The following is a 21240-nucleotide window of genomic DNA, read 5'->3' on the forward strand; positions in this document are numbered from 1 at the left end:
TGTGCTCTCGGTTTCAGTCGGGCTCACTGGCCCATCTGCAAGGTCTTCATCAACAGCGTCTTCGCGGTGTTCATCACCTCGACGTTGTTCTGGTACGAGCGCGAGGCCGAGATCATGTTGACCATCTCCTCGACCGCATTGACGTTGCTGTAGGTGACGTAGCCCTCGGCATCGGCCTGCGGGTGCTTCGGGTCGTGCACCTTGCGGCCGGGGGTCTGGTCTTCGGTGATCGTGCTGACCTTGACGCCGGCCGCCGCGGCGGCGCCGGGCTGGCCGAGCTGGCCCATCATCTCGGTCTGGAACGTGACCTGGCGCGCCTTGTAGGCCTGGCCGTCCGGGCCGGCCACGGTGTCGACGTTGGCGAGGTTGGACGCCACCACGTTCAGGCGCTGCGACTGCGCGCTGACCGCGCTGCCGGAGACGTTGAAGATCTGGAACATGCTCATCATTGCCCCTTGATCGCTTCGAGCATCGTGCGCACGTTGGCGTTGATGAAGCGCAGCGTTGCTTCGTAGTGCACCGAGTTGTCGGCGAAGTTGGCGCGCTCGCGGTCCATGTCGACGGTGTTGCGGTCGAGGTTGGTCTGGCTGGCGGTGGCGTACAGCAGGTTCGATTCGGCACGCGCGCCGGTCAGGCCGCTGTCGATGCCGATGTGGCCGGCCTGCGTGGTGGCGGGCACTGCCGCGTTCTGCTGGCTGCCGGTGGCCTCGCGCAGCGCCTGGGCGAAGTCCATGTCGCGGGCCACGTAGCCCGGCGTGTCGGCGTTCGCGATGTTGCTGGCGATCAGACGCTGGCGCTCCGAGCGCAGCGCAAGCGCCGAGCCCTGGAAATCGAGCGAGTTGGTCAGTTTGTTCAGCATGGCGGCGTGTCCTTTCGGTCCGCGGCGTCGGTGGGTGCCGAGGCCATGGGCGATGTGAAAGGATTGTGGGCAGCGCCTCCTGAAACATAAGCGGGAATAGCGGCCGGTTTGTCCGCCATTTCGGGCGCTTGCCGGCGGCAGCGCGCTCCTACAGTCGAGGCGTGAACAAAGCCCCTGCCCTTGTTGCCTTCGTCGCTTTCATCGCCTTGATGGCGATGGGGCGCGCCGCGTTCGCGGCCGGGCCGGTGGCGCCCTCTGCGCCCTCTGCGCCCTCCACGTCGTCATCGCTCGAGCAGCAGGCCCTCAGCTTTGTGCAGGGCCACCTCGGCAGCGACCTGCCAGGCCGCGTCGAGGTGACCGCCGGGCCGCTGGACGCCCGCTTGCGCCTCGCGCCCTGCCAGCAGGTCCAGGCTTATCTGACGCCGAACACCCGGCTGTGGGGCAAGACCCGGGTCGGGCTGCGCTGCACCCAAGGCGCGACGCTGTGGAATGTGTATCTGCCGGTGACCGTCAAGGTCTGGGGCAAGGCGCTCGTCATGACCCAGGCGCTGCCGGCCGGCCAGGTGCTGGCCGCCGCCGACGTCCGCGAAGCTGAAGTCGACCTCGCCGAAGAGGCCAGCCCGGCGCTGACGGACGCTTCGGCGTTGACCGGGCGCGTGCTGGCCCGTTCGGTGTCGGCCGGCCAGGGCGTGCGCCAGGCCACGTTGAAGGCGCGGCAGTGGTTCGCTGCGGGCGACACCGTGCGCATCCGGGCGGTCGGCGACGGCTACGCAGTGGCAGGCTCCGGCGAGGCAGTGACCGCTGGCATCGAGGGCCAGCCGGCGCGCGTGCGCACCGAAAGCGGCCGTCTCGTGACGGGTGTCGCGGTCGCGGAACACCAATTGGAACTCGCATTGTGAAAAACCGTCGCAGGCACAACAATCCAGGCGAAAGCCCTCAAGTCGCCATCGGGCGGGCCGATACACCGTGCATGTTGAAAGGCCGGGCCCAGTGTCCCGACCCAAGGAGTCCTTCATGAGCATCAAGATCGGCAATCACGCAGAAGCAGCGGCCCCCACGCAGGCGGTCGGCAGCACCACGCAAAAGCAGGGGACGACCGCCAAGTCCGCCGAACAGGCCACCCCGGCCGTCGGCGCCGCGGCCCCCGAAGCCAGCACCACCGTCTCGCTGTCGAGCGCGGCGTCATCGCTGACCGGCACCGGCTCGGCCAACGCCGACTTCGACGCCGACAAGGTCAAGCGCATGTCCGACGCGATCGAGAACGGCAGCTTCAAGGTCAATCCGGAAGCCATCGCCGACAAGCTGATCGCCAACGCCCGCGAAGTGCTGGGCCACTGATCGCGAGCGTCGCGTTCCTGTTTTCGGTTCTTGTCTTCTTCAACGGCCCCTGGCCACCCGTTCGTCATGCAGCAGCCGGTGATTCCCGCGTACGAAACCTCGCCCGAACTCGAGGCCACCCTCGGCGCGGTCGAGACGCAGCTGGCCTCGCTCGGCGAAGCGCTGCGCACGCGCGACAGCGCGGCGATCGACCTGCATGCGACCGAACTGCACCGCTCGCTGGCGCGCGCGGTCGACCATTTCACCCGCGCTGCCCGCAGCGGCCCGGTGCCCACCCCGTTGCGCGAGCGCCTGGCGCTGGCCGGCGGCTTGGTGGCGGCACAGCGCGAATCGCTGGCGCGTGCCACCGCCGCGCTCGATCGGGCGATCGACGTGCTGATGCCGCGCGAGCGGCCGGCGGCGGTGTATTCGGCGATCGGCCCCGCCGACCGCGGCAGCCGCGGCGTCATCCAGGCTTGACTGGGGCGGATGTAACCCGGATGCCAATCCGGGTCAGCGCCCCTTGAACGGCACCTGATACAGCCACACCGGCCGCCCATCCGGGCAGGTGTGCCGGGCCACCGGGCGCAGCTCCTGCGCCTCGAACTCCAGACTTGCCATCCACGCCCCCGGGTGCAGTTCCTGCCTCGCCTTCGCAACGGCGCGCGGCATGCTCTCCGGGCGCTGGAACAGGTAGACGAGCTCGTAGCCGGACCAATCGGCCTTCCAGATGTCGCCGCGCGTCACTCGCGCGGGAGTCCGCTGCAGACGACAGCGCAGGCCGCACAGCAGCCGCACCGGCCAGCTCCACTCGATCCCGTCGAGCATCGCGTGCGGATAGGCCGCGTGCAATTCGCGCAACCCGTCGCCCAACCCGCAACCGGCATCGAGCACCCTTGCGCCATCCGGCAGCGGCATTAACGCCGACAGCCCGCGCAGCGCACCGCGCGGCGTCGGGAACACGGGCGCATCGCGCCACGCGTGAACGGGGTAGAGGGCCAGCAGCGCGCCCAGCGGCAGCAGCCACGTCCAGGTCGGCAGCGCCCCGGCGAGTCCGGAAGCCAGCAACGACAGCGGAAAACCCAACGCGACAAAGATGCGCCGCCAGCGCGTGGCCGCCACGATCGGCAGCAGTGCGAGCAAGCCGCCGAGCGCAGTTGCCAGCAACAGCGCCACGCCGAGTGGCGCTGCCACGCGCTGCAGACCCAGGAAGAGAGCCCAAGCGGCAGCCCAGGCGAGCAGAGCGGGCAGTGGCCAGGTCATGCGGCGGACATCTCCTTCGTGCAAGCAAAACAATAGATGGCCGGGCGAGAACCCGGTGGCGGTAATGACCCGGCGTGATGAACACCACAGATGCTTGTCATGCAGATGAGACGAGACGCTGCCCCCTGAATGATGGACCTCGCATGGATCGATATCCCCCGACAGGTTACCAAGGCGATGGCCAGCGATTCAGCGTTCAACCAAAGATCCGTACAAAGAGAAGATGAAATTCTATCTCGTGGCCTTCTTTAAACTTTATTCAAGGTGATTTTCAAAATGAATTTCTTTAAACAGGCGATCTCACACCTAAGGGAAATTCTGCGACCAGAGCAGTACAACCCCCTTCGTGAAGAAAGCTCATTGCCTGAGAGAGGAAAGGCAATAAAGGAAAGTCGCAAGAAAGCAAAATCATCAAGTCCTGCAGAAACCAAAAATCCAAAGAACCACAAAACCGACGACGAGAAGCTCAACAACGATATATTGACCGCATGCAAAGAATCGGTGAATGACGCGCTGGATCAAATTGAAATCAACCGCCTGAAAAAGTCCATGGAAGCTGGCAAACACGAGCGGGAGACGTCCGGCAACGACACTGACACCGAAAGCCACGGAAACTCTTCGAGCACGGCCAGCACAGGAATATCCGAAAAGAACTTGGTTCCGCAAGCGGACTCTCAATCCGTCGGTCGGGCTGAGCCAAGCCATGCCCCAAACCTCTCTCCGGCGGACGAATTCAAATTCGAGCGGGCGGCGCCGGAGGAACTGCTCCTCGCCCGGAGGCTATTCTCCCGCTCGTCTGAATCGGCGACCCCGGACGATCGGCACCGCAAATCCTATCAAAAGACCCTTGCGGACCTCAAAGAGGCGGGACTCGAAATCCGGTGGGCGATCGACGGCGATAGCTGGAGCGTGGCGGTGGCATCCGGAGAATTCAACAACGATCGGCACGCCGGGCTCCTGGCACGTGCGGCAAGGCAATTCGGGAAAGACTCCCGAAATGCGCTGCGGGCCCATTTGTTGCCTGAGTTGTACGAAAAGCTGACGGGAGAGGCGCTACCGGTCAGAAATTGAACGCGACCCGCATCCCGCCCCAATGCCGCCCCTGCACCGTGATCGGTGCGGCGGCTTCCTTCAACAGCACGAACTGGCCGCCGCCCATGTCGCGGCGGTAGGTCTGCAGCAGGAACGGGCGCTGGTTGCGCGCCGACGCCAGCCCGGTGCGGTCATTGAAGATCCGGCGGTAGCGGCTGTTGGCCGTGTCCCAGGCCAAGTCGCCGCGCTGCGGGTGGCAGTACTTCTTGTTGTGCGTGGCCACATAGCCGTTGCGGTCGACCGCGATGCAGAACACCACCTTCGAACTCAGCGTCAGCACGCGCTCCTGCACCTGCGGGAACAGCCGGTCCGCCAACTCGATGAACTTCGTCGCGTGCTGCGCCGGGTTCGTGCCCGGCAACGGCCGATAGCCTTCGTCGAACAAGTCAGCCGCCGAGATCGTCCCGGTGCGCAGCGAATCCTCGAGCAGCTTGCCGATCTGCGCGGCCGCTTCCATCGCGGCCTGGATGAACGGCGTGTCTTCGGTCTCGATGCCGCATTCGGCCACCAGCTCGATCAGGTGCTCCGACACCTTCAGGAAAGCCTCGCTGCGGCGCATCGCGTTGTCGAGCGCCGCCGTGGTCTGCTGGATCTCCGACTGCATCGCGCCCATCTGCACGTTGACGCCGCCGCAGATCTCGCGGCTTTGCGTCGCCGCGGCGGTGATGCTCGCGACACCGGCCTCCACGTCGGCCAGCGCCTTGTGGAAACCGCCTTGCTTGACCTCGCCCGGCTTGGCCTGGATCTCACGCGACAAAGCCTCGATGCGCGTGTCGAGCACGCCCACGGTGCTCATGATCGCCTTCGACGAACCCTCGACCTTCGAGGCCAGGTCCTTCACCGCATCGGCCACCACGCCGAACCCACGCCCGGCCTCGCCGGCACGCTTGGCCTCGACCGAGGCGTTGAACGCCACCAGCCGCGTCTGCAGCGCGATCTGCGTGATCTCGCTGGCGGCCGCGGCCACCTCGCGCAGCGTGTCGACGATGCCGGCCACCTCGGTGCCGACCGCCTCGACCGCCTCGCGCGCCCGACCGACCGCCTCGAGGCTGCCGGCCGTCACGTCGCCGATCGCCTGCTGCGCCCGCGTCACCTCGCCGAGCTGGCCGGCCAGCGCGGTCACGGCCTGCGCCTGGCGTGCCGACACCTTGCTGGCGTCGTCGAGCAGCCCGCGCACCTCGGCGGCATCGCGGCCGACGCTCGACGCCTGCTTGCCGATCGACTGCACCGCGGCCCGCAGGTCGGGCTCGCCGGCGGCTGCAGTCACGACGGGCTCGACCGGCGCGTTGGGCGACTGCTCGCGACCCTTCCTGAACATTGCAAACATGGCGTCTCGGTCTCGGTGATCACCACTCGCGCAGCTTGACGCGCAGGCGGGCGATGGACTGGCTGTGCAGCTGGCAGACGCGCGATTCGGTCACCTTCAGCACCGCCGCGATTTCCTTCAGGTTCATGTCGTGCTCGTAGTACATGCTCATCACGTACTGCTCGCGCTCCGGCAGCGTCTTGATGCCGTCGACCAGGGCCTGGCGCATGCGCTGGTCCTGCAGCTGCGCGAGCGGGTTGAGCCCTTCGTCGGCCACGTGCCGGTCGAGGAAATCATTGTCGCCATCGTCGCCCGACATGTCTTCCAGGTAGACCAGCTGGGTGCCGCGCACCTTGCCAAGGAGTTCCTGGTATTCCGGCAGCGTGATGCCCATCTCGCGGGCGATCTCGCTTTCGGCCGGCGCGCGGCCGAGCTTCTGCTCCAGCTTGTGCACCGCCGATTCGATGGTGCGCTGCTGCTTGCGCGTACCGCGCGACAGGTAGTCGTTGCCGCGCAGCTCGTCGAGCATCGCGCCGCGGATGCGCTGCGTCGCGAAGGTCTCGAACTGCACACCCTGGGCCGCATCGAAGCGGCTCAGCGCGTCGGTCAACCCGATCATGCCGACCTGGATCAGGTCGTCGATCTCGACGTTGGCAGGCAGCTTCGCAATCATCTGGTGGGCCAGGCGGCGCACCAGCGAGCTGTATTGCTTGAGCATCGAGTTGACGTCGAGTTGGCCTTTGGCGGTGTACATGGGGTCAGCTCCGGGGATATTCAGTTCAGGGCCTGCTGCGGAAACTCGCGGTACACCGGGTAGCCGGTGGCATGGGCGGTTTCGGCTGCGGCAGGCTGCAGCACGTCGCGGGCCCAGCGGCGCAGGGCCGGGGTGGGCGGGTCGTTGACGTCGGATGCGGGATCGATGTGCATCCAGTCGCGCAGCACGGCGCCCAGGAAGCCATCGGCACAGGAAGCGATCTGCTGCGCGATGCGTTCGGCGCGCGGCGAATGGGGGGCGGCGCCGAGCAGCAGGTCGTGCACCATCAGGCCGGCGCGCTGCGTCAGCAGCTTCATCGCGGCGTAGGCATGGGTCACGCTGGCCGGGCGGTCGTCGGCCAGCAGCAGCGGGCGGGCCTCGCTGCGCATGAACAACCGGCACAGGTCGGTCTCGGTGGCATGCACCAGCACCACGTCGGCATAGGGCGCCGCGTCGGCCGCGGCGTGCAGGAAGGCGGCGGTGCTGCCATGCGCATCCACGTAGCGGATCGGCAGACCGCGCGCGGCCAGGTACGAGACCTGGTGCGACAGCGACTCGACGCAGCCGGTCAGGCCGACGGCCGTCAGCTCGGCCGGGGCCGGCGCGCGGTCGGACGCATCGATCACCAGCACGTGCGCCCCGAGCTCGCCGAAGGCGGTGCACAGGCGCTCCAGCATCACGCCGCCGAACGCCATGTTCGGGTTCGCCACCACCGGCACGAAACGCACGCGCGTCTGGCCGAACAGCTGGCGCAGGCCGTGGGCCTGGTCTTGCGGGAACGAGGAGTCGTAGGCGTCGTGCATGGGGCGCTGAGGACGAGGCTAGGGGGCTGTTCTTGTGGACGTCGGGCGATATCAGGCGTGGCGCATCAGGCGTGGAGAGATCCGCGCGTGCGCAGCGCCGGCTGGCGCGCCGTGAAGATCAGGTTCACGTCGTCGGCATCCATGCGGTAGGCGCTGCCGGTGTTGGCACGCAGCGCGCGATGCACCAGCGCGTGGGCCGACAGGCGGTGCCAGTCTTCGGGGACGCGCTGGCCGTTGGCGACGCCGACGACCTTCAGCTTGTGGCGGATCAGCGCGTCGAGCGCCGGGGCCAGCTTGACGGCTTCGTCCAGCTTCGACAGCACGATGCCTTTGCAGGCGGCGGCGCGGTACGACACCATCACGTCCTCGATGGTCTCGCCCTGCGCGGCGGCGTTGACGACCAGCAGCTTCTGGATCGAGCGGTGGGCCAGCATGTCGAGCAGTTCGCGGGTGCGGCTGTCGCGCTGCGCCATGCCGGCGGTGTCGATCAGCACCATCTTCTTGGCCGCCAGCAGTTCCAGCAGGTCTTCGAGCGACGCGCGGTCGTGCGCGGTGTGCACCGGCACGCCGAGGATGCGGCCGTAGGCGCGCAGCTGTTCGTGGGCGCCGACGCGGTACGCGTCGAGCGTGATCAGGCCGAGGTTGGCGGCACCGTGCTTGGTCGCGAAGGCGGCGGCGATCTTCGCGGCGCTGGTGGTCTTGCCGACGCCGGTGGAGCCGATCAGCGCGTAGACGCCGCCCTGGTCTTCGAGCGCAGCGTCGTTCTCGCCGGTGATCAAGTTGCGCTCGAGGATGTTGGCGGCCCATGCGGTCTCGTCGCCGACATCGTTCGGCAGGCTCTCGGCCAGCTTGCGGATCAGCGCCGGCGAGAAGCCGCTGTCGAGCAGCTTCTGGATCAGCATCGCCTGCGCGGGCTGGCGCTGCAGCTTTTCCATGAAGGCCAGCGCGCCGAAGCGCTCTTCGATCAGGCCCTTCATCGAGCGCAGCTCGTTCATCATGTCCTGCTGGTCGCGGCGGGCCGAGGCGTTGACGTTGGAGCGAGCATCGGCGAGCGAGACGACCGGCGCGGCGGGCACCGGGGCGGGGGTGTGCGCGGCTTGTGCACGGGCATCGGCCAGCGCCTGGGCGTGGGCTTGCGCCTGGGCCTGGGCTTGCGCGGCGGCCGCGGCGGCCTGCTGTTGCTGTACGCGGATTTCCTCGCGCAGCACCGGCGGTTCGCGCAGCGCGGCGCTGCGGCCACCGACGGCCTGCATCGGCGCATGCTGCACCGGCGCCGGGTGCATCGCCTGCCGTTCGGCCAGGCGCTGCTCGAGCGCGGTCGGCAGCGGCAGGTCGTCGTCGGGCATGAAGCTGGGTTCGTTGTCGCGGCCATGCTGCTGTTGCAACGCGGCCTGGCGGCGCTTCAGCATGCGTTCACGCACGTAGTCCTGGAACGACAGCGTGCTCATCGACAGGCGGGCGACGTCGTCGGTGACTTCCATCGCCGGGGCCGGTGCCGGTTGCGGAGCCGGTGCCGGGCGGGCGGCCGGGGCGCGGGGTGCGGCGGTGCGCTTCGCGACCGGAGGCGACGGCGGGATCGGACCGGCGGCCGACAGGCGCTCGATCTGTTGAACGCTTTCCGGCGCCATGGCCAGCACCTCGACGCCTTCGGCGCAGGGCTTGGTCGAGAGCACGACGGCGTCTTCGCCGAACGCCTGGCGGACCAGGGTCAGGGCGTCGCGCGACGTGCGGGCGGTGAAGCGTTTGACGTTCATCGGAAGCTCCAGGAGATCGAGCAGGAACCAGTGGCAAGCAATGGCATCCAGTGTGCGAGCGGGCCGACCGGAGTGGTCCGGGGATGAGCCGCGAGAAACCCCTTCATTTGGGATGTTTCGTACCGAGGGGACGGCGGGGCGGGCGGCTGGGCGAGGGGCATGGACGGATGCTCGGGATGCATGCCGTCATTGTTCCGGGGAGGAGCGGGAACTTGAGGAGGATGAGAGGGGGGAAAGCCTCCCTGTTCCGCGGCGCTGGCGCGTCAGCAAGGCACCATCCCGCCATCAACCGACACGCTCAGCAACTTGCTGGCGTTGCCAAACAGCCAGTCCCGAGACAGAAGGCTCTTGCCGGGAACGACATCGTTGGCAGCGTCACCTACGAAGTTCACGACATCTGTAGCTGACTTTCCCTAGGGGGAAGGCAGATCACCTCAAGGAAAAACATGTTCTCATCCATGCAACGCAAGATTGAACGCAACGCAAGGCGATTTGGAACTGCCGTTTCCGGCACCACAAGAAGCTTCAGAGAGAGGGCTTCCCGCGCGACGAACCTGGCCAGGCGTTCAGTCCAGAGATTTTTTCGCGCGCCTGCTCAAGGAAATATTTCCCTGACAGATTTTTATCAGCGCGACGAAAGCCCAGAAGAAATCATGTCAAAGCTGGACGAAACAATAAAGAAAATAAAGCGCAAGGAGGTAGCCCTTCAGACGGAGTCCTCACAGGATTCACCACACGCAAGCCAATTGCTGGGCGACATACTGTCTTCCGCAGACCTGTCCATCGATCCGGAAAAAGAGCGCCGGCATCTTGATGAACTCCGTCAGCAAGCCTACGAGTTCTCGATGACGTTCAACAACACGGTGTACGGGGAAAAGTGCAACCTGCGCGAACTTCAGAAAAACCTGCGAGCGATCACTTCAGAACTCGAGGATAAAGTAACAAAAAACAGGGCAAATGTAATTATCAATAGCCTGGATGGCTACCCCTCGGTTCACGAAATAAAAGCCGTTTTGATGGACTTATACAAGCTGGGCGGGAAACCTGACGAACGGATGAACGATGTAGTATTCTTTCACCCATTCACCAACCCTCTCGCGAAGCCGATCAAACTTGCTGCCATCAAATACAAATACCACCCAAAAGACTCTCAATTCAAAGAGCAGATGAAAATTGCCGCGAATTCAATTGATTCAGACGACGACAAGAAGCAATTCACGGAGCTGACTCGAGCGTACCTTGACGCCCCGACAACATCTGCTCGAAAGACCATCGCCGGCCAGCTGAAGGCACTCCTTGCCGATTCAACGGTCACGGAGCTTTCTTCAAGCGAGGAAGATTCCAGCAAGATCTGACAGCCGGCAAGACCGCCGCCGGCAGCCCATGCCGGCGTCAGTTCGCCCCGATGATTGACCCGATCCGGATCGAATGCGTCTCCGGGATCTCGCTGTGCCCCAGCACCCGCAACCTTGGCGCAGCGCGCTTCAGCAGCCGGGCCATCGGCGCGCGGATCATGTCCGGCACCAGCAAACAGGCCGGGTGGCCCAGGTCTTCCTGGCGCTTGGCCGACGCCGCGGCGCTGCGCGTCAGCGTGTCGGCGACGCCCGGGTCGAGCACCGCGCCGTGCGGCGAGTTCAGCGCCTGCGTCACCAGGCGCTCCAGCTCCGGCTCCAGCGCGATCACCTCGAGCTCCTTCACCGGGCCGTAGATCTGCTGCACGATGGCCGGCGCCAGGCTGATGCGGATGCGCCGCGCCAGTTCGCCCGGCTCGCTCGCCACCGCCGCATGCTCGGCCAGGCTCTCGACGATCGAGCGCATGTCGCGGATGTGCACGCCCTCTTCCAGCAGCAGCTGCAGCACCTTCTGCAGGCTCGCGATGCCCACCATCTTCGGGATCACGTCTTCCATCAGCTTCGGCGCCAGCTTGGTCACATGCTCCACCAGTTGCTGCGTCTCGACGCGGCCGAGCAGCTTGGCCGCATGCAGCTGCATCAGGTGCGACAGGTGGGTCGCGACGACGGTGGAGCAGTCCACCACCGTGAAGCCGTTCATCTGCGCCGATTCGCGCTGGCGCTCCTCGATCCACACCGCCGGCAGGCCGAAGGCCGGGTCGGTGGTGCGGGTGCCGATCAGCTGGGTGGTCGCGCCGCCCGGGTTGATCGCCAGCAGCATGCCCGGGAAGGCCTCGCCCTCGCCGACCACCGCGCCGCGCAGCGTCAGCCGGTACATGCTGGGCTTGAGCTCCAGGTTGTCGCGGATGTGCACCGGCGGCGGCAGGAAGCCGACGTCCTGCGCGAACTTGCGGCGCACGCCCTTGATGCGCTGCAGCAGGTCGCCTTCGCGGTTCTTGTCGACCAGCGTGATCAGCCGGTAGCCCACTTCCAGGCCCAGCGTGTCGACCGGCTGCAGGTCGTCCCAACTCGCTTCGGCGTTCGGCTCGGCCACCGGCGCGGCCGGCGGCGGCGTGTTCCTGACGCGCTTGTTGCGCTCGTTCATCCACCATGCGGCATAGCCCATGCCGCCGGAAATCAGCAGGAACACCAGGTGCGGCATGCCGGGGATGATGCCCAGCAGGCCGATCACGCCGGCGGTGATGGCCAGCACGCGCGGCGAGTTGAAGACCTGGCTCGCGACCTGCGTGCCGACGTCTTCTTCCTTGCCGACGCGCGACACCACCATCGCCGCCGCCACCGAGATCAGCAGCGCCGGCACCTGGGCCACCAGCGCATCGCCGATGGCCAGCAGGATGTAGCTGTCGGCCGCCTGCGAGGCCGACAGGTCGTGCTGGGCCACGCCGATGATGAAGCCGCCGATGATGTTGATGAACAGGATCAGCAGGCCGGCCATCGCGTCGCCGCGCACGAACTTGCTGGCACCGTCCATCGAGCCGAAGAACTCCGCCTCGTTGCCCACTTCGAGGCGGCGGCGCTTGGCCTCCTTCTCGTCGATCAGGCCGGCGTTCAGGTCGGCGTCGATCGCCATCTGCTTGCCAGGCATCGCATCCAGCGTGAAGCGCGCGCCGACCTCGGCGATGCGCTCGGCACCCTTGGTCACCACGACGAAGTTGATCACCACCAGGATCGCGAACACGATCAGGCCGACCGCGAAGTTGCCGCCGATCAGGAAATGGCCGAAGGATTCGATCACCTTGCCGGCCGCGCCCGGCCCGGTGTGGCCCTGCAGCAGCACGACGCGGGTGGAGGCGATGTTCAGCGACAGGCGCAGCAGCGTGGTCAGCAGGATCACCGTCGGGAAGGCCGAGAAATCGAGCGGCCGCACCATGTAGGCCGCGACCATCATCACCATCAGCGCCATCGCGATGTTGAAGGTGAACAGCAGGTCGAGCGCGAAGGCCGGCAGCGGCAGCACCATCATGGACAGCACCATGATGATGAAGACCGGTGCCATCAGCGCCTTGATCGCCTTGGCATGCGGGCCGAGCCAGCCCTGGAGTTGTCGGATCAGCGGGTTCATTCAGTGTCCTCGGCGGCCTTCAGGCCGTGCTTGCCGCTCTTCGGGTTGTGCGGATCGAGTTCGTCCGGCACGTTCAGTTCGGGCAGCGCGCCCGGCAGCGCCACGCGGCCGCTGAGCGCGGCACGCAGCTGGTAGACGTAGGCGAGCACCTGGGCGACGGCGGCGAACAACGCGGCCGGGATCTCGCGGTCGACCTCGGCGTGCGCATACAGCGCACGGGCCAGCACCGGCGCCTGCAGCACCGGCACCTTCGATTCCTTCGCGGTGTCGCGGATGCGCATCGCCATCAGGTCGGCGCCCTTGGCGACCACGCGGGGCGCGCCCATCTTGCCTTCGTCGTACTTCAGCGCGACGGCGTAGTGGGTCGGGTTCATCACGACCAGGTCGGCGGTGGGCACCGCGGCCAACATGCGACGGTTGGCCATCTCGCGCATGCGGGCGCGGATCTTGGCCTTGATCTCCATGTTGCCTTCGACTTCCTTGTGCTCCTGCTTGACTTCCTGGTGGCTCATCTTCAGGCGCATCGCGTGCAGCTGGCGTTGCAGCGGCACATCGACGGCGGCAAAGACGGCCAGCGCCAGCAGCACCAGCAGCATGCCGCCGACGATGGTGCTGCCCACGTGCGACAGCGCCTGCGGCAGCGGCATCGACAGCGCGCCGGCGAACATCTCGACGTGCGAGCGCAGGTACATCGCCCCGATGGTGCCGAGGATCAGCGCCAGCACGGCGCCCTTGATCGCCTCGATCAGCTGCTGCTTCGAGAACAGCTTGCCCATGCCGGTGATCGGGTTGAACTTGTCGAACTTGGGCGACAGCGGCTTCAGCGTCCAGACCCAGCCGCCAGCCGCGACGGCCACCGCGATGCCGACCACCATCATCAGCAGGCCCAGCGGCAGCACGACCCACAGCAGTTTGTGCGTCAACTCGGCCAGGCGCTCGCCCATCGCCTCGGGGTTCTTGGCCATCACCGCGTTGAACTGCAGCCCGGACGCGAGCAGTTGCTGCAGCCAGCGCGACAGCATCGGCGCCACCGCCACCAGCGCGGCGCCGCCGACCGCGACCGCCGCGAAGTGCGACAGATCGCGCGAGCGCGCGACCTGGCCCTCGGACCGGGCCTTGTCGAGTCGTCGCTGCGTGGCGGGTAGGTTGCGGTCTTGGTCGGACATGGCGGGGGCGGTGATGCGCTCCCGCGATTGTTCCGGGGTGGGGGCGGAACTTGAGGCGGATCAGAGGGGGGAAAGGGGGCCAGTTCTTCTCACCGAAATCTGCTCGGCATCTGCTCAAGCGCCCTTGTGAAGGCGATCGCATCATCGACAGGACGAACAGAAGACACGGAGGCAGATGGATTTCTCCTTTGTTGAACCAATGGGATGACGGCGTCACTCAGATCGGCCCACAGTTCAACATCTTGAAGAGAGAACTCATGACAGGAAACGTCAAAAACAACCCTCGACCAAAATTTTCCCGACAAACGGCAACAGCAGGAAATATAGAGAAAATAAGGCGGAAAGAATGCGCCAGAGAATCAGCAATCAAAACACTTGACCAGCTGCTAAGCCTAGAAGAGGAGAAGATGCCGGATGAGCATCACCAAGCCATTAGAGAATTTCAACCCCTGCTATACCGCACCTGTGGCGAAGTAACGATCTGTGTCAACAAAACATTTCCATTTCCGCCGACAGTGGCAAAATATTTGAGCGATATCCAATCGCAATGGAATATTTTAAAGATTTCGGCCCCACCGGCAATGAAGCAAACAGTCAGCAGGCTGATTGACGGCGCCAGCAACGCACTGCGGGAGGTTGATCCAAACGCATTTGTATTTATCATTGCGAGATTGAGTCAGATATTTTCCGGCCCTTCGAGCGCCGTCCCCAATGGAAAAACCGTTTTCAAATGGGAACGTCTTCCCCATTGCGCGGGCCACAAACAGCGCGAACCTGGCTTCTATCTGCCACTAGGCCAAGACCTAGAACTCAAATTTCAAGAAAACATGGCAATTTGTGTGCAAGATCTTTCACCAGCCAAGGCCGATGAACTGATGTCGCATGTCGCCGGGTTTGTTGATCCGTTGCGTGCAGAGGAATATCCGGCTCATCACAAAGCGATGGTCTTGTGGTGGTTGGAAGAATCGATCTTCCGCGACAAACACCACCTCCCGAATGACGCAATCAACATCATCCGCGATTTCGCTGGCCCCAATGCGATCGCCGATGTCAAATCCAATCATCCGGACCAAAGATATGTGGCACCCGCAAATTCAACAACTCGCAGCATCAGGGAGAAAATTATCGCTCAAGTCGGATTCATGGAGCAACCGAGCGGAAGGATGGCATTCAACGCAAATATTTCAAAATCAACAAGGACTGTTGCCTTTACAGAAGGGATCCGCAATTACATCAAAAATGGAGCACACACCAAGGACAACAAGAAATCTCTCAATACGAAATTCAAGGACTTGAAGAGATCATTGAAAGAGGGGGATGCCGATGGATACACTCACAGTTTGAAGGCTCTTCTCTCCGTCCTACCTCCCAATGCCAATTTGTTTAGTGAGGATGGCAGCCCAATGGAGAAAACCAACGAGCAGAACAGGCCAAAGAAGGGTAGGCTTCTCAGCCGCATTATGAATCTGTCTCCACGGGACAAAAATAATAAAAAAGACGGCACAATTTAGTCACTCCTCGAAAATTGGCGTCCATCTGAAATTGGCGCCACAAGCTTGACGGGAGAACGGCGGCGGCGAATCACCATGGTTCGCCGCCCGCGGTTCGGTGGCCGGTCCGCACCGGTACAGCTTTTTTGCTTGACCGCCCTTCTTCACAGAAGAGCCGGGCACGAAACCCAACGCGGTTACTGAAACCGACTCAGCATCTGCTCCAGCGCCATCGTGAACGGCGCCTGCATCATCGGCAGCGTCAGCAGCACGCCCACCAGGCCGACGCCGAGCGTGATCGGGAAACCGACCGCGAAGATGTTCATCTGCTGGGCGATGCGCGAGATCACGCCCATCACCAGGTTCACGAACAGCAGCATCGTGATCATCGGCAGCGCGATCCACAGCCCGAGCTTGAACACCTCGGTGCCCCACAGCTGCGGCTGCAGCACGTGCAGGAAGCTGAACGGCTCGGCCGTGACCGGGAAGGCCTGGAAGCTCTGCACCATCGCGGCGATCATCAGCAGGTGGCCGTTGATGATGATGAACAGCCAGCCGACGATGATGCCGAAGAAGCGGCCCACCGCGTTGCCTTCGGCGCCGCTCATCGGGTCGAAGAAGCCGGCGAAGTTCAGCCCCATCTGCAGCCCGACCAGCTCGCCGGCGAACTCGATCGCGGCGAACACGATGCGCGCCGAAAACCCGAGCGTGATGCCGATCAGCACCTGCTGCAGCACCGCCGCGTAGAGCAGCGGCGAGTCGAGCGGAATCACCGGCATCGCCGGCAGCGAGGCCTGCGCGCTGATCGTGATCAGGAAGGCCAGGCCGACCCGCACCCGCACCGGCACGTTCTTCTGCGACAGCAGCGGCGCGCTGCTGAACAAGGCCAGCACGCGGATGAACGGCCACAGCAGCGGCGTCAGCCAGGCGGCGAGTTGGGCGTCGGTGAAGGTCAGCATGATTTCTTCGGCACCAACCCTTCGACGCGGGCCCTCGACAGGCTCGGTCCCTGCTCAGGGCGAACGGGTTTTTTCAACCGACCACCGTCGGGATCGAGGTCAGCGTGCGCTGCACGTACTCGACCAGCGTGTTCAGCATCCACGGCCCGGCGACCATCAGCACCGCGACCGCCGCGACGATCTTCGGCACGAACGACAGCGTCTGCTCGTGGATCTGCGTGGCTGCCTGGAAGATGCTGACCAGCAGGCCGACGCCCAGCACCACCAGCAGCACCGGGGCCGAGACCATCAGCAGCAGGTAGAGCCCTTGCTGGCCCAGCGTGAAGACTTGTTGCGAATCCATCGTCGTCGTCTCGTCAGGTGGCGAAGCTGGCGGCCAGCGACCCCAGCAACAGGTTCCAGCCATCGGCCAGCACGAACAGCATCAGCTTGAACGGCAGTGCCACCAGCACCGGGCTCAGCATCATCATCCCCAGGCTCATCAGCACGCTGGCGACGATCATGTCGATCACCAGGAACGGGATGAAGATCAGGAAGCCGATCTGGAACGCGCTCTTCAGCTCGCTGGTCACGAAGGCCGGCACCAGCACCTTGAAGGGCACGTCGGCCGCCTTCACCGCCGGGTCGACCTTGGCCAGCTTCGAGAACAGCATCAGGTCGGCCTGGCGCGTCTGCTTCAGCATGAAGGCGCGCATCGGCACCTCGCCACGCTTCAGCGCCTCGTCGAAGGCGATCTTGTTTTCGGAATACGGCTGGTAGGCGTCGGTGTAGACCTTGTCGAGCGTCGGGCTCATCACGAAGAAGGTCAGGAACAGGCTCAGCCCGATCACCACCTGGTTCGGCGGCGCCGATTGCGTGCCCATCGCCTGGCGCAGCAGGCTCAGCACGATCACGATGCGGGTGAAGCCGGTCATCATCAGCAGCACGGCCGGCAGGAACGACAGCGCGGTGAAGAACAGCAGCGTCTGGATCGGCACCGAGTAGCTGGTGCCGCCCGCGCCCTGCCCCACCAGCAGCGGCAGCGCACCGTTGCCGGCCGGTGCAGCCTGGGCTAAAGCCACTGCAGGAACGGCCGACAACACCGTCAAGGCAGCGATCGTGCCGATGCGGCGCACGCGGGCCGAAGAAAAAAAGCGCTCAGCGTTCACCGGTCGATCCTTGGTCGCGGCGCAGGCGGGAAAGAATCTGCGCGAAGGCCGGATGGACCGCCGGCATCTGCGGCGGCGCCGCTTCGGCCTGCGGCGCCATGTTGTGCAGCACCGTGATGTTCTGCGGCGTGACGCCCAGCACCAGCCAGCGGCGCTCGTCGCCCTGGCCCACTTCGACGGCCACCAGGCGCTGGCTCGACGACAGCGGCAGCGCGGCCACGCTGCGCATCACGCCCAGCCCCCCGGCACCGCCCATCGGCGTGCGCTTCAGCAGCCACAGGGCCACCGGGATCATCGCGATGATCGCGACGAACCACATGAACGACGTGATCGCAGGCGACATCGCTCAGGCACCCTTGCTCAGGCGGCGCATGCGCTCGCTGGGGGTCACGATGTCGGTCAGCCGGATGCCGAACTTGTCGTTCACCACCACGACCTCGCCCTGCGCGATCAGGTAGCCGTTGACCAGCACGTCCATCGGCTCGCCGGCCAGCGCGTCGAGCTCGACCACCGAGCCCTGCGCCAGCTGCAGGATGTGCTTGATCGGGATGCGGGTGCGACCCAGTTCCACGGTGAGCTGCACCGGGATGTCCAGGATCATGTTGATGTCGTTCGGCGCCGACGGTCCCGCGCCGGACGCGAAGTTCGTGAACGCCACCGGCGACACCTGCTCGGCGGCGTTCTGCACCTCGGAGGCAGTCTCGGGCTTGGTTTCGGCGAGTGCGGCGGCCCACTCGGCGGCCATCGCGTCCTCTTCGGACGGCGCTGCGTTGTCAGCTGACATTGTTTTCCCCCAACCAGCTCATCGACGAGCCGGTCAACAGTTGATCGATCTTCAAGGCGTACTTGCCGTTGGAGGTTCCGTAGTGGCAGTCGAACACCGGCACGCCCGACACCTTGGCCTGGATGCCGGCCTGCAGGTCGAGCTCGATGAAATCGCCGGGCTTGAACGACAGCAGCTGCTCCACGGTGGCCGGCGCCTGCGCAAGCTCGGCCACCAGCTCGACCTCGGCCGACTGGATCTGCTGCTTCAGCAGGTTGACCCAGCGCTTGTCCGGCTCGTTGCTGTCGCCCTGGATGGTCGAATACAGCACGTCGCGGATCGGCTCCAGCGTCGAGTACGGGATGCAGAAATGGATCGTGCCGGTGGTGTCGCCGATCTCCAGCGTGAAGCTGGTGGCCACGACGATCTCGCTCGGCGTCGCGATGTTGGCGAACTGCGGCTGCATCTCCGAGCGCTGGTATTCGAGCTCGAGCGGGTAGATGCCGTGCCAGGCCTTCTTGTATTCCTCGGTCACCACGTCGACCAGGCGCGTGATGATGCGCTGCTCGGTCGGCGAGAAATCGCGGCCTTCGATGCGGGTGTGGAACTTGCCCGCCCCGCCGAACAGCGAATCGATGACGGCGAACACCAGCGTCGGGTCGCACACCACCAGGCCGCTGCCGCGCAGCGGGCGCACCGAGACGATGTTGAAGTTGGTCGGCACGACGATCTCGCGCAGGAAGGCGCTGTACTTCTGCACCTTGATGCCGCCGATCGAGATCTCCGGGCTCTTGCGGATGAAGTTGAACAGCCCGATGCGGATGTTGCGGGCGAAGCGCTCGTTGATGATCTCCATCGTGGGCATGCGCCCCCGAACGATCCGCTCCTGGCTGGCAATGTCGTAATTGCGGATGCTGCCGTGCTGGACCTCTTCCTCTTCCAGCTTCTGGCTCTCCCCGGTGATGCCTTGCAACAGCGCATCGACTTCGTCTTGCGAAAGGATCTGCTGGTTCATGGCGTGGGCCCGGTCGTGACGACAGTGGCCTGCATCACTGGATGATGAAGGTGGAGTAGTGCACGTGCGTGACCGGGTTGTGCACCGCGGCCTTGCGCTTCTTCTTGCCCTTCTTCGACTTCGGGGCGTCGTCGCCGTCGGCGTCATCGGCATCGACTTCGATGCCCAGCGGCAGCACGGCTTCGCGCATCACTTCCTTCGCGAGCTGGATCTTGCCGTCGCCGTCGAGCAGCTGCTGCGAGGTCTTGTGCGACATCACCATCAGGATGCCGCTGCGGATCGCCGGCATGTACACCTTCAGCTGCTCGGCGAATTTCGGGTCGTCGACTTCCAGCGTGACGCCGATCTGCGCGAAGCGCTCGGCGTCCTTGTCGGCCAGGTTGACGACGAACACATCCAGCGGCACGAAGGTGGGGACGCCCTTGTGCTCGTCCTTGGCATGCTTCTCGGGCGTGGCGGCGGCAGCGTCCTCGCCGTCTTCCTCCTCGGCCGCGGCGGCGGCCGCGGCGGCCTTCTTCTTCATGACCACGACGGCGCCGCCACCGCCGACCACCAGCGCGAGCACGGCGGCCACGATGATGATCAGCTTCTTCTTGCCCTTCGGGGCTGCACCGGCGGGGGCGTCGGCGACGGCAGTGGACATGGAATTTCCCTCGATGGCCTCCCGTTCGACAGCGCCACGACGGCGCCGCACTCGCGGGTTGCAATGGGGAAATTATGGAAAGCCGGGGAAATTCCTAAAGCGCGAAAAGCGGGGGAAAACCGCGCCGTTCGGCAACTCAGGCGTAGAGGTCGACGCCACCGGCCGACACGCGGGTCGTGATGCGCCGGGGCGCTGCCTCGGCCGCCTCGGCGCCGCCGGTCGCACGCGAACGCGAACCGCCGCGCTCGCCCGAATCGCCACGGCCATCCGACGCGCCCTGGCGCGCCTGTTGCGACACACCGCCACCGGTCAGCGTGAAGCCGGCATCGCGCAGCGCGGACGCCAATTCGGGCAGCCCACTCTCGATCAGCTGGCGGGTGCTCGCCATGTCGGCACCGAAATCGACCTGCGCCTGGCTGCCGTCGATCGCGATCTGCACCGAGATCGGCCCCATCTCGGCCGGGTTCAGGTGCAGTTCGGCCTGCTGCACGCCGTCGGCGGCCAGCAGGCTGACCTGCACGCCCAGCGCTTGCGTGAAATCCGGCGCATCCACCGGCGTCGGCAGCGCGACGACGGTCGGCGCCTCGGCCGGCGCGCTCGGCGCGGTCGCGGCCAGCCCGGCGGCCAGCAGCGCGCCACTGGCCGGTGCGGCATCGGTGCGCGCGCTGTCGGCAGCGCCGTGCACCTGGGCCGCCACCTCGCGGAACGACGCGCTCTTGTCGGCCGCCTCGGCAAGCAGCTTGGCCGCCGGTGCGTCGGCGCCCTGCAGTGGCGCCGCGCGATCGGCGCGTGCGCCGGGAGCATCGCCACCGAGCCGGCGCGCGCCACGGGCGCCGCCTTCACCGCCGGGCTTGCCGCCCGGCGCGTCGCCGGATTCCGCCTCGCCAGCCTCCGCCTGGCCGCGGCCCAGCTTGCCGCCGGCCTGCGTGCTCGCGGCCGGCAGGTTCAGCCCGGCCAGCCAGCTGCCGAGAGACGGGTCGAGCCCGGCCGGCGACGCAGCGCTGTCGGACGACGCGGCCTCGGTCGTATCGGCTTCCGGCGCGGTGTCGGCCTCGGTCGTGGCCTCGGCGTCGGCCGGGGCGTCGGTCTTCTGCCCGCGCTGCGCGCGCTCCGCCGCGGCAGTGGCGGGCGCTTGAGCAGCCTTCGGTGCGGCAGGCGCCGGCGACGTGCCGGGCTTCGTCGTCGGCACGCGCGGCGCGGCGGGTGCCGGCGCGGCAGCGGCCGGCGTCGCCTGCGCCTGCTGGCGCTGCTTCAGCATCTGCGAGAACGCGTTGGCATGCGGCGCTTCGGGCGACGGCGCAGGGGCCGGCGCGACCGCCAGCGGGTTGTTCGCGGAAAAGATCGGCAGGGACGACGACACGGCAGCGGACATGAAAGTGCCTGGGCGGTGGATTCAGCGGTGGATCGGAAAGAAGCGGATCGGCGCAGCGGCGC

Annotated in this window: 23 protein-coding genes; 6 read left to right on the forward strand and 17 right to left on the reverse strand. The window is 65.7% G+C overall.

Going from position 1 to position 21240, the window contains the following annotated elements; translation table 11 throughout:
* Positions 1 to 23: 23 nt before the first annotated feature.
* On the reverse strand, positions 24 to 446 hold the full coding sequence (flgC, locus tag FHT26_RS05015; protein WP_168559059.1) for a flagellar basal body rod protein FlgC: 423 nt from the start codon (positions 444 to 446) through the stop codon (positions 24 to 26).
* Positions 446 to 859: a flagellar basal body rod protein FlgB gene (gene flgB / locus FHT26_RS05020; protein WP_168559060.1), complete on the reverse strand. Its 414-nt coding sequence runs from the start codon at positions 857 to 859 to the stop codon at positions 446 to 448. Before flgB ends, flgC begins: the two co-directional genes overlap by 1 nt.
* A gap of 161 nt (positions 860 to 1020) precedes the next feature.
* On the opposite strand from flgB, the gene flgA reads away from it, so the two are divergent.
* The 3 genes from flgA (at position 1021) to FHT26_RS05035 (ending at position 2656) form a co-directional block, all read left to right on the forward strand.
* Complete coding sequence (flgA, locus tag FHT26_RS05025; RefSeq protein ID WP_349238089.1) at positions 1021 to 1758, forward strand: flagellar basal body P-ring formation chaperone FlgA; 738 nt, start codon at positions 1021 to 1023, stop codon at positions 1756 to 1758.
* Between the two features lie 115 nt (positions 1759 to 1873).
* Positions 1874 to 2197, forward strand: a complete 324-nt coding sequence (gene flgM / locus FHT26_RS05030; protein WP_210427250.1) for a flagellar biosynthesis anti-sigma factor FlgM — start codon at positions 1874 to 1876, stop codon at positions 2195 to 2197.
* 66 nt (positions 2198 to 2263) lie between these two features.
* Positions 2264 to 2656 (forward strand): hypothetical protein, encoded by a 393-nt coding sequence (locus FHT26_RS05035; RefSeq protein ID WP_168559061.1) that lies wholly within the window; start codon positions 2264 to 2266, stop codon positions 2654 to 2656.
* A gap of 33 nt (positions 2657 to 2689) precedes the next feature.
* On the opposite strand, the gene FHT26_RS05040 is transcribed toward FHT26_RS05035, so the two are convergent.
* Positions 2690 to 3439: a class I SAM-dependent methyltransferase gene (locus FHT26_RS05040; protein ID WP_168559062.1), complete on the reverse strand. Its 750-nt coding sequence runs from the start codon at positions 3437 to 3439 to the stop codon at positions 2690 to 2692.
* 276 nt (positions 3440 to 3715) lie between these two features.
* On the opposite strand from FHT26_RS05040, the gene FHT26_RS05045 reads away from it, so the two are divergent.
* Positions 3716 to 4510, forward strand: coding sequence for a hypothetical protein (locus FHT26_RS05045; RefSeq protein WP_168559063.1), 795 nt, complete (start codon positions 3716 to 3718; stop codon positions 4508 to 4510).
* Here the strand turns inward: FHT26_RS05045 and FHT26_RS05050 are convergent.
* From FHT26_RS05050 to flhF, 4 genes are all read right to left on the reverse strand, one after another.
* Positions 4500 to 5858, reverse strand: a complete 1359-nt coding sequence (locus FHT26_RS05050) for a methyl-accepting chemotaxis protein (protein ID WP_168559064.1) — start codon at positions 5856 to 5858, stop codon at positions 4500 to 4502. The two genes, FHT26_RS05045 and FHT26_RS05050, sit on opposite strands and share 11 nt — an antisense overlap.
* Before the next feature lie 19 nt (positions 5859 to 5877).
* Positions 5878 to 6591: an RNA polymerase sigma factor FliA gene (locus FHT26_RS05055; protein ID WP_168559065.1), complete on the reverse strand. Its 714-nt coding sequence runs from the start codon at positions 6589 to 6591 to the stop codon at positions 5878 to 5880.
* Between the two features lie 20 nt (positions 6592 to 6611).
* Entirely contained in the window at positions 6612 to 7394 is a 783-nt protein-coding gene (locus tag FHT26_RS05060; protein ID WP_168559066.1) for a flagellar biosynthesis protein, read from the reverse strand.
* 65 nt (positions 7395 to 7459) lie between these two features.
* A complete protein-coding gene (flhF, locus tag FHT26_RS05065) occupies positions 7460 to 9148 on the reverse strand; it encodes a flagellar biosynthesis GTPase FlhF (RefSeq protein WP_168559067.1) in 1689 nt (562 codons plus the stop codon).
* 458 nt (positions 9149 to 9606) lie between these two features.
* On the opposite strand from flhF, the gene FHT26_RS05070 reads away from it, so the two are divergent.
* Positions 9607 to 10503 carry a hypothetical protein gene (locus FHT26_RS05070; protein WP_168559068.1) on the forward strand — a complete coding sequence of 299 codons (897 nt, stop codon included), beginning with the start codon at positions 9607 to 9609 and terminating at the stop codon, positions 10501 to 10503.
* A gap of 37 nt (positions 10504 to 10540) precedes the next feature.
* On the opposite strand, the gene flhA is transcribed toward FHT26_RS05070, so the two are convergent.
* Positions 10541 to 12622 (reverse strand): flagellar biosynthesis protein FlhA, encoded by a 2082-nt coding sequence (gene flhA / locus FHT26_RS05075; RefSeq protein ID WP_168559069.1) that lies wholly within the window; start codon positions 12620 to 12622, stop codon positions 10541 to 10543.
* Positions 12619 to 13788 carry a flagellar biosynthesis protein FlhB gene (gene flhB / locus FHT26_RS05080; RefSeq protein ID WP_168559070.1) on the reverse strand — a complete coding sequence of 390 codons (1170 nt, stop codon included), beginning with the start codon at positions 13786 to 13788 and terminating at the stop codon, positions 12619 to 12621. The genes flhA and flhB overlap by 4 nt, the downstream gene beginning before the upstream one ends.
* Positions 13789 to 14045: 257 nt before the next feature.
* Here flhB and FHT26_RS05085 point away from each other — a divergent pair, with 257 nt between their 5' ends.
* Positions 14046 to 15299, forward strand: a complete 1254-nt coding sequence (locus FHT26_RS05085; protein ID WP_168559071.1) for a hypothetical protein — start codon at positions 14046 to 14048, stop codon at positions 15297 to 15299.
* A gap of 176 nt (positions 15300 to 15475) precedes the next feature.
* Here FHT26_RS05085 and fliR read toward each other — a convergent pair whose 3' ends face one another.
* The 8 genes from fliR to FHT26_RS05125 form a co-directional block, all read right to left on the reverse strand.
* Positions 15476 to 16237, reverse strand: coding sequence for a flagellar biosynthetic protein FliR (gene fliR, locus FHT26_RS05090; RefSeq protein ID WP_168559072.1), 762 nt, complete (start codon positions 16235 to 16237; stop codon positions 15476 to 15478).
* A gap of 73 nt (positions 16238 to 16310) precedes the next feature.
* Positions 16311 to 16580: a flagellar biosynthesis protein FliQ gene (fliQ, locus tag FHT26_RS05095; protein ID WP_056802470.1), complete on the reverse strand. Its 270-nt coding sequence runs from the start codon at positions 16578 to 16580 to the stop codon at positions 16311 to 16313.
* Between the two features lie 13 nt (positions 16581 to 16593).
* Complete coding sequence (gene fliP, locus FHT26_RS05100; RefSeq protein WP_490362772.1) at positions 16594 to 17352, reverse strand: flagellar type III secretion system pore protein FliP; 759 nt, start codon at positions 17350 to 17352, stop codon at positions 16594 to 16596.
* A 22-nt stretch (positions 17353 to 17374) separates the two neighbouring features.
* Positions 17375 to 17728, reverse strand: a complete 354-nt coding sequence (locus tag FHT26_RS05105; RefSeq protein ID WP_168559073.1) for a FliO/MopB family protein — start codon at positions 17726 to 17728, stop codon at positions 17375 to 17377.
* A gap of 3 nt (positions 17729 to 17731) precedes the next feature.
* On the reverse strand, positions 17732 to 18130 hold the full coding sequence (gene fliN, locus FHT26_RS05110; protein WP_369820469.1) for a flagellar motor switch protein FliN: 399 nt from the start codon (positions 18128 to 18130) through the stop codon (positions 17732 to 17734).
* Positions 18131 to 18158: 28 nt separating this feature from the next.
* Positions 18159 to 19163, reverse strand: coding sequence for a flagellar motor switch protein FliM (fliM, locus tag FHT26_RS05115; protein ID WP_047500482.1), 1005 nt, complete (start codon positions 19161 to 19163; stop codon positions 18159 to 18161).
* A 34-nt stretch (positions 19164 to 19197) separates the two neighbouring features.
* On the reverse strand, positions 19198 to 19806 hold the full coding sequence (locus tag FHT26_RS05120; RefSeq protein WP_168559074.1) for a flagellar basal body-associated FliL family protein: 609 nt from the start codon (positions 19804 to 19806) through the stop codon (positions 19198 to 19200).
* Positions 19807 to 19942: 136 nt separating this feature from the next.
* Positions 19943 to 21178 carry a flagellar hook-length control protein FliK gene (locus FHT26_RS05125; RefSeq protein WP_168559075.1) on the reverse strand — a complete coding sequence of 412 codons (1236 nt, stop codon included), beginning with the start codon at positions 21176 to 21178 and terminating at the stop codon, positions 19943 to 19945.
* Positions 21179 to 21240: the final 62 nt, after the last annotated feature.

This window comes from Rhizobacter sp. SG703 (assembly GCF_012275445.1).
Taxonomy (GTDB): domain Bacteria; phylum Pseudomonadota; class Gammaproteobacteria; order Burkholderiales; family Burkholderiaceae_C; genus Rhizobacter.